The sequence below is a fragment of the Kitasatospora gansuensis genome (genome assembly GCF_014203705.1).
Taxonomy (GTDB): domain Bacteria; phylum Actinomycetota; class Actinomycetes; order Streptomycetales; family Streptomycetaceae; genus Kitasatospora; species Kitasatospora gansuensis.
This window is the reverse complement of sequence record NZ_JACHJR010000001.1, coordinates 3,967,581-3,979,343: the sequence shown is the minus strand read 5'-3', so window position 1 is coordinate 3,979,343 and position 11,763 is coordinate 3,967,581. Positions and strand designations below refer to the sequence as shown.

The following is an 11,763-nucleotide window of genomic DNA, read 5'->3' as shown; positions in this document are numbered from 1 at the left end:
CGGTCACGGCGGCGTCCATCGATCATGGGGGAACCAGCGATATGTCAGCTCGTAGGCTGCTCACGGGTGTTGCGGTCGTCTCGGCCGTCGTCATCGGTCTGACCGGGTGCCAGAAGCACTCCACCCGCGGGAGCAGCAGCAACCACGTCCAGGCCCCGGCGGCCAGCACCACGCCGCCGGCCCCGGTGGAGAAGACCACCGGTTCCCCGACCCCGTCGGCGAGCAGCTCGTCCGACGACCCGGACGGCGCCGGGAGCTGCACCACCCCCGCGCCGAAGGCCGGGCGGAAGTACGTCCAGGCGGTGAAGCCGCCGAAGCAGGACACCCTGTACGTGAAGGACGCCAAGTTCGTCTGCGACCCCAACGACGGCCACTACGCCGGTGCGGGCGCGGAGAAGACGTACGGGTTCGCGGCGAAGGTGACGGCGCAGATCGCCAACGGCCCGGGCAAGTTCAAGACGGTGCCGGTCGGCGAGCTGTGGACGCACATCGGCGACTGCCTGCTGGGCGAGCCGGTCAAGGACCCGGCCAGCTGCTCCGGCGGCATCTACGAGATCGCGCTGGACGGCACCGGGAAGATCACCGAGATCAAGGAGATCTGGCACGCCTGACCGGGCCCGGTCACAGGTGCCGTCCCGGTCGGCGGCGGATCGGGCGGGGTGAGCGAAGATGGAGCGGTGACTTCCACCGCCTCCCCCGCGCTCCCCCGTCTGATCGCCACCGACCTGGACGGCACCCTGCTCTGCCCCGGCGGCGGCGTCTCGCCCCGGACCGCGGCCGCGCTCACCGCCGCCGAGCGAGCGGGCGTCCAGGTGGTCTTCGTCACGGGCCGGCCACCGCGGTGGATGGAACAGGTCAGCGCGCACATCGGCGGGCACGGGATCGCGATCTGCTCCAACGGCGGCGCGGTGGTGGACGTCCGGCGGGGCGAGCTGCTGCGGACGTACCCGCTGACGCCGGCGGACGCGCTGAAGGTGGTGGGTCTGCTCAGGGCCGAGCTGCCCGGCTCGGCGTTCGCGTTCGAGTTCCCCGGCGGCTTCGCCCGGGAGGCCGAGTACCAGCTGCGGATGTGGGGTTCGGACGAGCCGCACGCGGTGGGTCCTGCCGAGCTGCTGCTCGCCGACGGTCAGGTCCAGGGCCTGTTCAAACTGCTGGTCAAGCACCCGGAGTTGGACCCGGACATCTTCCTGGGCAAGGCCCGCGAGGTGGCCGGCGAGTACGTCGAGATCACCCGGTCCTCGCCGTTCGCCCTGCTGGAGATCAGCGCGCTCGGGGTCACCAAGGCGTCCACGCTGGCCGACTGGTGCCACGCGCAGGGCATCGACCGCAGCGAGGTGGTGGCCTTCGGCGACATGCCCAACGACCTGGAGATGCTGGCCTGGGCGGGCACCGCGTACGCCGTCGCCAACGCGCACCCGGAGGTGCTGGCCGCGGTGGCCCAGCACACCGTCAGCAACGAGCAGGACGGGGTGGCGGCGGTGCTGGAGCAGCTGTTGGGGACGGCAGCGGCACCGCAGTAGCTGAGCCCTCGTCAGAGGCGGGCCGACCAGCGGACCCGGGTGCCCTTGGCGTCCGGCCCCGGCTCGTGCCAGGCGGCGCCGCCCAGGGTCTCGGCGCGCCGGGTGAGGTTGCGCAGACCGCTGCGGCGGCCACCGTCCGGGATGCCGACGCCGTCGTCGGTGACGGTGAGCAGCACACCGGGCCAGCCCGGGCGGTCGTACCCGTCCGGGTCGCCGGAGACCGGGTGCCCCTCGGCGTCCAGATGGACGGTGGCGTCGATCTCCACGCCGACCCGGGAGGCCCGGGCGTGCCGGGCCGTATTGGAGAGCATCTCCCGTAGTGCGGCCAGGAGTTGACGTCCGCTCTTCTCGCCGACCAGGCTCTCGACCGGCCCGGTGAAGGTCATCGAGGGCTTGAAGCCGAGCGCGGCGGCGGCCTGGCTGCCCTCACGCAGCACCCGGGTGCGCAGGGTGTCGGGTTCGTCGCCGTGGTCGTCGTGCTGGAGCGCGTAGATAGTGGTGCGGACTTCCTGGATGGTCGCGTCGAGTTCGTCGACGGCCTTGCCGATGCCGGTCTTGACCTCGGGGACCAGGGCGCGGCGGGCGGCCCCTTCGAGCATCATGCCGGTGGCGAACAGCCGCTGGATCACCAGGTCGTGCAGGTCGCGGGCGATCCGGTCGCGGTCCTGGAAGACCGCGAGGCGCTGCTGGTCACGCTGGCCCTCGGCGAGCCGGAGGGCCAGCGCGGACTGCGAGGCGAACGCCTCGGCGAGCTGCTTCTCGGATTCCGTGAACGGCGGTGCGCCCTGGCTGCGCCAGACGCAGAGGCCGCCGAGCACCCGGCCGGCCGCGATCATCGGCACCGCCATCGAGGCACCGAACAGCTTGGCCAGCCGGATCACCACGTCGGGGTCGCTCGCCATGTCGTCGAGGTAGACGCTCTCGCCCTGGAGCAGCTGGGCCGCGAAGCTGCTGGGCGGCAGCAGCTCGCCCCGGACGAACTCGGCCTTCTCGCCGGAGGCGTGGGCCACCCTCATCTGCCCGTCGCCGGTGGGCAGCAGGATCATGCCGAGGGCGGCGTCGGCGAGTTCGCGGACCTGCTCGGCGGCGACGGTCAGCGCGACCTGGGCCCGGTCGGTGGAGAGCAGCGCCGTGGTGACGGCGGAGGCGCCGGCGATCCAGCGCTCGCGACGCCGGCCCTCCTCGTACAGGCGGGAGTTCTCGATCGCGACCCCGGCGGCGGCCGCCAACGCGTGCACCACCTGGGCGTCCTCGGGGGTGAAGGCGCCGCTGCTGGTCTTCTTCTCGGTCAGGTAGAGGTTGCCGAACACCTCGCCGCGGACCCGGATCGGCTCGCCGATGAAGGACTTCATCGGCGGGTGGTCGGGCGGGAAGCCGGTGGAGCGGGGGTCGGCGGAGAGGTCGGTCAGCCGGAGCGACTCGGGGTGGTCGATCAGGACGCCCAGGATGCCGCGCCCGGTGGGGAGTTCACCGATCCTGGCGGCGGTCTCGTCGTCGATGCCGACGTGGATGAAGTCGGAGAGCCCGTCCGCGTGCGGGGAGACCACGCCGAGAGCGGCGTACTTGGCGTCGACCAGCTCGGCGGCGGCGGTGGCGATCCGCTGGAGGGTGGCGTGCAGGTCGAGACCGGCGCCGACCGAGACCACGGCTTCGAGCAGCCGCTGCATCCGGTCGGTGACGGCGGCGGCGGACTGGAGGCGTTCGGAGACCTCGGTGACCAGGGTGTCCAGGCCCAGGGACGCGATCTCGGGGACGCGGTGGGGGATGGGCTCACTGGTGGTGTTCGGGGTGATCGGGTCGGGCTGGGTCTCCATGGGATGAGCCTAGTTTGTGGTGGTTTGGAGTGGTGGTTGCGGCTGTTCGATGGTGTGGCGGGCGGAGGGGATGGAAGCGGAGGCGCCGAGGTCGGCGAGCTGTTCGCGGTGCCAGGTGGTGGCGAAGGCGGTGCTGGGGTCGGCGGTGAGCTCGGACCAGGTGCCGCGTTCGACCACCCGGCCGTGGTCGAGGACCAGGATCTCGTCCACCGCTTCCAGGCCGGCCAGGCGGTGGGTGATCAGGAGGGTGGTCCGGCCGGTGGTGGCGGCCAGCAGGTCGGCGGTGAGCGCGTCGGCGGTGGGGAGGTCGAGGTGCTCGGCGGGCTCGTCCAGGATCAGGACCGGGAAGTCGGCGAGCAGCGCCCGGGCCAGCGCGAGGCGCTGGCGCTGGCCGCCGGAGAGCCGGGCGCCGTGCTCGCCGACCATGGTGTCCAGGCCGTCTGGGAGGGTCTGCACCCAGCTGAGCAGGCGGGCCGAGGCGAGGGCGGCGGACAGGTCCTGGTCGGTGGCGGTGGGTGCGGCCAGCCGGAGGTTCTCGCGGAGCGAGCTGTCGAAGATGTGGGCGTCCTGGGCGCACAGGCCGACCGAGCGGCGGACCTCGTCGGACGGGATGGTGCGGGTGTCCACAGGCTGTGGACAGTTCAGCGTGACGCTTCCGGAGCTGGGGTCGAGGAAGCGGAGCAGGGTGTGCGCGAGGGTGGTCTTGCCGGAGCCGGACGGGCCGACCACGGCGATCCGCCGGCCCGGGGTGAGGTCGAGGTCGATGCCGTGGATCGCGTCGGTGCTGCGGCCGGGCCAGCGGGCGGAGAGCTGGTGGGCCGTCAGGTGGGCGGTGGTGGGAGCAGTGGTGGGGTCGGTTGGTTCGACGATGGCTGGTTCGGTGCGGAGGAGTTCGTCGAGCCGGGCCGAGGCGGACCTGCTGCGGGCCCTGGCCTGGACGGCGGTGGGCATGCCGGTGACGGCCTCGAAGGCCGCCAGCGGCAGCAGGATCACCAGCGCGAGGCAGACCCCCGGCAGCGCACCGGTGCTGACGGCGTGTACGCCGACGGCCGCGGCGGCGGTGACGGTGAGTCCGGTCAGCGCGGTGGTCAGCCCGGTGGAGGCGGCCAGGGTGGCGGCGGAGCGGGCGGCGAGCGTGGTGAGGCGGCCGTCGGCGGCGTGCGCGGTGCGGAGGCGGGCGGGGAGGGCGCCCGCGACGGTGAGTTCGGCGGTGCCGGTGAGGGTGTCGACCACGGCGGTGGCCAACTCGCCGCGCGCCGGGGCCTGTTGGCGTTCGGTACGGGCCGACAGGCGGGTGGCGAGGGCCGGTACGACCGCTCCGGCGAGCAGCAGGCCGACGGCGAGGACGGCACCGGCGGCGGGCAGGAAGGCGCCGAGCGCGAGGGAGGAGAGCACGGAGACGGTGACGGCGATGGCGGCCGGGAGCTTCCAGCGGAGGTAGTGGTCCTGGATCGCGTCCACGTCGGAGACCAGGCGGGAGAGCAGGTCGCCCCGGCGGAAGGCCGGGAGAGCAGTCGGGGCGAGCAGTTCGAGGCGGCGGTAGACGGTGGTGCGGATCGCGCCGAGGGCGCGGAGCACCGCGTCGTGGGAGACCAGGCGTTCGGCGTAGCGGAAGACGCTGCGGCCGATGCCGAAGGCGCGGACGGAGGTGACGGCCATCATCAGGTAGAGCACCGGGGGCATCTCGGAGGCGTACGAGATGAGCCAGCCGGAGGTGGCCATCAGGGCTACGGCGCAGGTGAGGGCGAGGGTGCCGAGGGCTGTCGCGAGGGTGAGGCGGGGGTGGGTGGCGGGGTTTACGGCGGGGCTCTCGGGTGTGTGGGGACCGGGGGCGCCGGACGGGACGGTCCGCTCCCGCAGCAGACCCTCTCGCCCTTCAGGGGTGGTGGGGGTGGTGGGGCTGGTCAGGTGGTGGTGCGTCGCCGTTGCGAGGAGGGCCGGGCGGTGGGCGATGAAGAGGACGGTGCGGGTCTTCATGGCCTGGAGGGTCGCGACGATGGCCTGTTCGCTGGCGCTGTCCAGGTTGGCGGTGGGCTCGTCCATCAGGAGGAGCGGACGGTCCGTCAGGAGGGCGCGGGCGAGGGCGAGGCGTTGGCGTTGGCCGGCGGAGAGGCCGGCGCCGTTCTCGCCGAGGGTCATGGTGAGGTCGGCGAAGTCGGTGGCGTGGGCCTGCGTCAGGGCGGCTCGGAGGTCTTCGTCGGTGGCGTCGGGGCGGGCCAGGCGGATGTTGTCGGCGACGGTGCCGGCGAAGAGGTGGGGGTGCTGGGGGACCCAGGCGATCTGGCGGTGCCAGCCGGCCGGGTCGAGGGTGGTGAGGTCGTGGCCGTTGATGCGGATGGTGCCGGCGGTGGGGGTGGTGAAGCCGAGCAGGGTGGAGAGGAGGGTGGTCTTGCCGGAGCCGGACGGGCCGGTGAGGGCGGTGACGGTGTGGGGCGCGAGGGTGAGGGTGGTGGGGGACAGGCGGTCGGTGACGGCGAGGGCGGTGAGGGTGATGGTGGCTGAATGGAGGTCGGGGACCGGGGTGGTGCCGGGGGTGGGGAGCGGGGTTTCGAGGACTTCGAAGATCTCGTTCGCGGCGGAGAGGCCCTCGACGCTGGAGTGGTAGAGCGCGCCGACCTGACGGATCGGGAAGTAGACCTCGGGGGCCAGGATCAGGACGAGCAGGCCGGTCTCCAGGGTCAGGGTGCCGTTGACCAGGCGGAAGCCGATGGAGACGGCCACCAGGGCGACCGAGAGGGTGGCGAGCAGTTCCAGGGCGAAGGAGCTGATGAAGGCGATCCGGAGGGTGCGGAGGGTCGCCTTTCGGTAGTCGTCGGTGATCCGGGCGATGGTGGCGGCCTGGTGCTTGGCGCGGTTGAAGATCTTGAGGGTGGGGAGGCCCGCGACCACGTCGAGGAAGTGGTGGCTGAGCCGGGCGAGGCTGCTCCACTGGCGGTCCATCAGGTTCTGGGTGGCCAGGCCGATCAGGACCATGAAGAGCGGGATCAGCGGGAGCGTCCCGGCGATGATCGCGGCGGAGGTGAGGTCGGCGCCGAGAATGCGGAGCAGGACGATCGCGGGGACGACGACGGCGAGCGCGAGCTGGGGGAGGTAGCGCGCGAAGTAGTCGTCCAGGGCGTCGACGCCCCGGGTGGCCAGGGTGGTGAGTTCGCCGGTGCGGCGGGTGGAGAGGTAGCCGGGGCCGAGGGCGGTGGCGTGGTCGAGCAGGCGGCGGCGGAGGGTGGACTTCACCTTGGCGACCGAGCGGTGGGCCGTCAGTTCGGTGAGCCAGGCAACCGCGGCGCGGCCCAGGGCGGTGGCGGCGAGCAGGGTGAGGGGGGTGGTGAGGGCGTAGTTCTTTTGCTGGAAGGCGCTGATCACGATGTCGGCGATCAGGCCGGCCTGGAGGACGGTGAGGACCGCGCCGACCCCGCCGAGGAGTACTGATCCGGCGAGGAAGGCGCGGGTGGTGCGGGCTTCGCGCAGCAGGCGGGGGTCGACGGGTCGCATGGTCAGTGCGCGGCCGGGATGTGCTGGGTGCCGATCCGCTTGCGGAACACCCAGTAGGTCCAGGACTGGTAGAGCAGGACGAGCGGCGTGAAGATCGCCGCCACGATGGTCATCAGCTTGAGGGTGTAGGCCGAGGACGCGGCGTTGCTGACGGTGAGCGACCACTCGGGGTTGAGGGTGGAGGGCATCACGTCCGGGAAGAGGGCGAGGAAGAGCATCGCCACCGCGGCCGTGATGGTGATCCCTGAGAGGATGAACGCCCAGCCCTCGCGGGCGAGTTGGTTGGCACCGAGGGCGCCGAGCAGGGCCACTACGGCGATCACCAGGGCGATCAGGCTCCAGGTGTTGCCGCTGTCGGACTGGGTCCAGATCAGGAAGACCAGGGCCAGGACGGCGGTGAGCAGGCCGAGTTGGAGGGCGGTCGCCCGGGCGCGGGCGCGGATTTCGCCCTCGGTCTTGAGGGCGGCGAACAGCGCGCCGTGGAAGGTGAAGAGCGTGAGGGTGACCAGGCCGCCGAGGATCGCGTACGGGTTGAGCAGGTCCCAGAGGGTGCCGACGTAGTTCTTGCGCTCGTCGATGTCCACGCCGTACACGATGTTGGCGAAGGCCACGCCCCAGAGGAAGGCGGGGATCAGGGAGGTCCAGAAGATGGCCTGCTCCCAGTTCCGCTGCCAGCGCTCCTCCGGCCGCTTGGCGCGGTACTCGAAGGCGACTCCCCGGATGATCAGGCAGACCAGGATGAGGAGGAGGGGGATGTAGAAGCCGGAGAAGAGAGTGGCGTACCAGTCCGGGAAGGCCGCGAAGGTGGCGCCGCCGGCGGTGAGCAACCAGACCTCGTTGCCGTCCCAGACCGGGCCGATGGTGTTGATCAGGACGCGGCGTTCGGCGGTGTTGCGGGCGAGCAGCTTGGTGAGGACGCCGATGCCGAAGTCGAAGCCTTCGAGGAAGAAGTAGCCGATCCAGAGGACGGCGATCAGGATGAACCAGACGTCGTGGAGTTGCATCGGGAGTCCTCAGTAGGCGAAGGCGAGGGGCTTGTCGGCGTCTTCGGGCCCGGGGCGCAGGGTCGGGTCCTTGGTGGGGGGTTCCTCGGTGGTGACCGGGCCCGCCTTGGCGTACTTGACGAGGAGTCGGACCTCGATCACGGCGAGGATCGCGTAGAGCAGGGTGAAGGTGGAGAGGGCGATCACCTGGGTGGTGACGGTGACGGTCGGGGAGACCGCGGAGGCGGTCTTCATCAGGCCGAAGACGGCCCAGGGCTGACGGCCCATCTCGGTGAAGATCCAGCCGAAGCTGTTGGCGATCAGCGGGAAGCCCATGGTGAGGATGCCGATCCGCCAGCTCCACTTGGTGAGGAAGCCGTTCAGCTCACGGTTCTTGGTGAGCATGAGTTTGGGGACTTCGTCGGAGCCGGTGCGGTGTTCGGGGGCCAGCCAGAATTTGCGGCGGGTGGTCCAGAGGCCGATCAGGGCGGCCACGAAGGAGGTCATCCCGAAACCGATCATGAGGCGGAAGCCCCAGTAGGTGACGAAGATGTTCGGGATGTAGTCCTTGGGGTCGCCGCCGTAGCGGGCGGCTTCGGAGGCGGCGGTCTCGTTGATGCCGGGGACGGCCGAGGTGAAGTCGCTGTTGGCGAGGAAGGACAGTATCGCGGGGATCTCGAGGGCGACCGAGTTGTGGCCCTCGTTGACGTTACCGACGGCGAAGATCGAGAACGGGGCCGGGGCCTCGGTGTCCCAGAGGGCTTCGGCGGAGGCCATCTTCATCGGCTGCTGACGGAACATCACCTTGGCCAGGCTGTCGCCGCTGAAGGCGGTGCCGAGGCCGGCGATCACGGCGACCACCAGGGCGAGCCGGAGCGAGGTGCGCATCGCGGCGGTCTTCTTGGGGTCCGGGGTGTTGCTGCGCTTGGTCTTCCAGAGGTGGAAGGAGCTGATGCCGACCATGAACGCGGCGCCGGTCAGGAAGGCGGCGGTGATGGTGTGCAGGACCACGACCACCGTGGTGTCCTGGAACAGCACCCGGGCGATGTCGGTGAGTTGGGCCTTACCGGTGACCGGGTCGATGGTGTAGCCGACCGGGTGCTGCATCCAGGAGTTGGCCGCCAGGATGAAGTAACCGGAGAGCAGGGTGCCGATCGCGACCATCCACATGCAGGCACAGTGGATCTTCTTGGGCAGCTTGTCCCAGCCGAAGATCCACAGGCCGATGAAGGTGGACTCGAAGAAGAAGGCGATCAGCGCCTCCATCGCGAGCGGGGCACCGAAGACGTCGCCGACGAAGCGGGAGTAGTCGGACCAGTTCATCCCGAACTGGAACTCCTGGACGATGCCGGTGACCACACCCATGGCGATGTTGATCAGGAAGAGCTTGCCCCAGAACTTGGTGGCGTGGAAGTACTTCTCCTTGCCGGTGCGGACCCAGGCCGTCTCCAGCCCCGCCACCAGGGACGCCAGACTGATCGTCAGCGGCACGAAGAGGAAGTGGTAGACGGTGGTGATCCCGAACTGCCATCGCGCGATGGTCTCGTGAGCGACTGCTAGCTCCACTTCGCCCTCTCTCTGACCGGTGAATACTCACATAACGGACAAAGAGCATCTTTAGCAGAGTTGTGCCGATATGCCATCGAAGCTTGTCCGCTTGTGAACGTGAACACGTTCACAAGGAGAGTATCCACGATGCTTAGATCGGTTCGAACACCGGGGTCAGGCCGGGGGCAGCCGGAGCTGGAAGACCGCGCCCTCGCCCGCGCCGGACTCCACCGTGAGGGAGCCGTGGTGCGCGCTGGTGAGGGCGTGCGCGATGGCCAGGCCGAGCCCGGCGCCGCCGCCGTCCTGGCGGCTGCGGGAGAGGTCGACGCGGTAGAAGCGGTCGAAGATCTGGGCGGACTGATCGGGCGTCAGGCCGGGGCCCGAGTCCGCCACTTCGAGCAGGCAGTACGTGCCCTGGCGGCCCACGCCGATCCGGACCGGGGTGCCGGGCGGGGTGTGCTTGGCGGCGTTGCCGACCAGGTTGGTGACCACCTGGCGGAGCCTGGCCTCGTCGCCGAGCACCGGGGCGGGCTGGGGGGCGCCGGTGCCGGCCGGGCCGGTGAGCGAGACCGGGCGGCCCGGGTCGAGCGCGGTCAGGTCGTGCAGGGCGTCCGCGGCCAGCGTGCGCAGGTCCATCGGGGCCAGGTCGAGCGGGCGCTCCTCGTCCAGCCGGGCGAGCGTCAGCAGGTCCTCGACCAGGGTGCCGAGGCGGATCGCCTCGGACTCGATCCGGTCCATCGCGCGGTCCACGTCCTGCAGGGCGCCCATCCGGTGCAGCTCGGCGAAGCCGCGGATGCCCGCGAGCGGGGTGCGCAGCTCGTGCGAGGCGTCGGCGACGAAGCGGCGCATCCGGGCCTCCGAGCGGGCCCGGGCGGCGAAGGCCGCCTCGAGCTGGCCCAGCATGCTGTTCAGCGCGGCGGACAGGCGGCCGACCTCGGTGGTGGTCGGGGGCTGGGTGATCCGGTGCGAGAGCCCGCCGGTGGCGATCAGCTCGGCGTCCTGCTCGATCCGGGCGAGCGGGCGCAGCCCGGCCCGGACGGCGAAGGTGCCGAGGGCGGCGATCAGCAGCAGCACCACCCCGCCGATGGCGAGGAAGGAGGTCTGCAGGCGGGAGACGGTGGAGTCGACGTCGTCGAGCGAGATCGCGGTCAGCACGTACTGCGGGGTGGCCGGGGTGCTCTTCGCGATCGGCAGGACCAGCACCCGCCAGCGGTGGCCCGGGTGCTCGCCGGGGGCGTCGAAGGGACGGTTCAGCGGGCCGAGACCGGTCAGCTTGGGGCCCGGGTCGGCGTCGCTCATCGGCTCGCGGAGCACCTGCTCGACGCCGCCGTTCGCGCCGAGGAACTGCACCAGGTACTGGCTGGGCAGCGCCGGGGCGATCCGGCGCCCGGCCGCCTGGTTCAACTGGCGGGCCTCGATGGTGCGTTCCGGGTCCCGGTGCGAGATCGGATCGGCGAACCGCTGCAGCTGCTCGTCCGCGCGGTCCACCAGATTGCCCCGGACGGTGGCCAGCACGAACACGTCGCTGGCCGCCAGGCCGGTGGTGACCAGCAGCAGGGTGAGCAGCAGGAGTCGGGTGCGGAGCGAGAGCCGGGAGATCAAGGAGAGGACCTGGGCCTAGAGCGGGCGGCGGAGCGCGTAGCCGATGCCGCGGACGGTGTGGATCAGCTTGGGCCCGTGGGCCGGGCCCGAGTCGAGCTTGCGGCGCAGGTAGGAGACGTACGACTCGACGATGGAGAGGTCGCCGCCGAAGTCGTAGGCCCAGACGTGGTCGAGGATCTGCGCCTTGGAGACCACCCGGTTCACGTTGGCCATCAGGTAGTGCAGCAGCTTGAACTCGGTCGGCGACAGGCCGATCGGCTGGTCCGCCCTGGTCACCTCGTGCGCGGTCGGATCGAGGGTCAGGTCACCGACCGTCAGCCGGCCGTCCTCGACCGGGCCGCCGGCCCGGCGCAGGATCGCCCGGATCCGGGCGATCAGCTCCTCCAGGCTGAACGGCTTGGTGACGTAGTCGTCCGCGCCGGCCGCCAGCCCGTGCACCTTGTCGGTGGTGCCGTCCTTGGCGGTGAGGAAGAGCACCGGCACGTGGTCGGCCGGCTGCGGCCACTGGGCCTGCTCGCGGAGCCGCTCGACCACGGCGAAGCCGTCCAGGTCGGGGAGCATCACGTCGAGCACCACCAGGTCGGGGCGCTCGGCCGCGATCGAGCTGAGCGCCTCCTCGCCGGTGGCGGCCGAGGCCACCCGGAAGCCGGAGAACCGGAGGGAGGCGGAGAGCAGTTCGCGGATGTTCGGCTCGTCGTCCACCACCAGCAGGTACGCCTCACCCGTGGCGGCACTGGTCGGGCTCATCGTCGTGGTCGCTGTCCGTTGCACTGCTGATCCGCCTCCCGGTCGGGCTGGGTCCTCCAT

General features: G+C 71.2%; 8 protein-coding genes. 2 read left to right on the top strand and 6 right to left on the bottom strand.

Annotated features, from left to right (window positions below):
- The first annotated feature begins 41 nt into the window (after positions 1-41).
- The gene (locus F4556_RS17500) at positions 42-611 is read left to right on the top strand and encodes a hypothetical protein (RefSeq protein WP_184916713.1); all 570 of its coding nucleotides are present in this window, start codon (positions 42-44) and stop codon (positions 609-611) included.
- Positions 612-677: 66 nt separating this feature from the next.
- Complete coding sequence (locus F4556_RS17495) at positions 678-1,520, top strand: HAD family hydrolase (RefSeq protein ID WP_184916710.1); 843 nt, start codon at positions 678-680, stop codon at positions 1,518-1,520.
- A gap of 11 nt (positions 1,521-1,531) precedes the next feature.
- On the opposite strand, the gene F4556_RS17490 is transcribed toward F4556_RS17495, so the two are convergent.
- The 6 genes from F4556_RS17490 to F4556_RS17465 form a co-directional block, all read right to left on the bottom strand.
- Positions 1,532-3,334, bottom strand: coding sequence for a GAF domain-containing sensor histidine kinase (locus F4556_RS17490; protein ID WP_184916707.1), 1,803 nt, complete (start codon positions 3,332-3,334; stop codon positions 1,532-1,534).
- Positions 3,335-3,343: 9 nt separating this feature from the next.
- Positions 3,344-6,823, bottom strand: a complete 3,480-nt coding sequence (gene cydD / locus F4556_RS17485) for a thiol reductant ABC exporter subunit CydD (RefSeq protein WP_184916704.1) — start codon at positions 6,821-6,823, stop codon at positions 3,344-3,346.
- A gap of 2 nt (positions 6,824-6,825) precedes the next feature.
- Positions 6,826-7,827, bottom strand: coding sequence for a cytochrome d ubiquinol oxidase subunit II (cydB, locus tag F4556_RS17480; protein ID WP_184916701.1), 1,002 nt, complete (start codon positions 7,825-7,827; stop codon positions 6,826-6,828).
- A gap of 9 nt (positions 7,828-7,836) precedes the next feature.
- Entirely contained in the window at positions 7,837-9,372 is a 1,536-nt protein-coding gene (locus F4556_RS17475; RefSeq protein ID WP_184916698.1) for a cytochrome ubiquinol oxidase subunit I, read from the bottom strand.
- 156 nt (positions 9,373-9,528) lie between these two features.
- The gene (locus F4556_RS17470) at positions 9,529-10,956 is read right to left on the bottom strand and encodes a sensor histidine kinase (RefSeq protein ID WP_221503632.1); all 1,428 of its coding nucleotides are present in this window, start codon (positions 10,954-10,956) and stop codon (positions 9,529-9,531) included.
- Between the two features lie 15 nt (positions 10,957-10,971).
- A complete protein-coding gene (locus F4556_RS17465) occupies positions 10,972-11,703 on the bottom strand; it encodes a response regulator transcription factor (RefSeq protein WP_184916696.1) in 732 nt (243 codons plus the stop codon).
- Positions 11,704-11,763 lie beyond the last annotated feature (60 nt).

Bases quoted from the DNA above. Each gene is read 5' to 3' on its own strand.
- cydD (WP_184916704.1), bottom strand. From the start codon at position 6,823: ATGCGACCCGTCGACCCCCGCCTGCTGCGCGAAGCCCGCACCACCCGC.
- F4556_RS17490 (WP_184916707.1), bottom strand. From the start codon at position 3,334: ATGGAGACCCAGCCCGACCCGATCACCCCGAACACCACCAGTGAGCCC.
- F4556_RS17500 (WP_184916713.1), top strand. From the start codon at position 42: ATGTCAGCTCGTAGGCTGCTCACGGGTGTTGCGGTCGTCTCGGCCGTC.
- cydB (WP_184916701.1), bottom strand. From the start codon at position 7,827: ATGCAACTCCACGACGTCTGGTTCATCCTGATCGCCGTCCTCTGGATC.
- F4556_RS17465 (WP_184916696.1), bottom strand. From the start codon at position 11,703: ATGAGCCCGACCAGTGCCGCCACGGGTGAGGCGTACCTGCTGGTGGTG.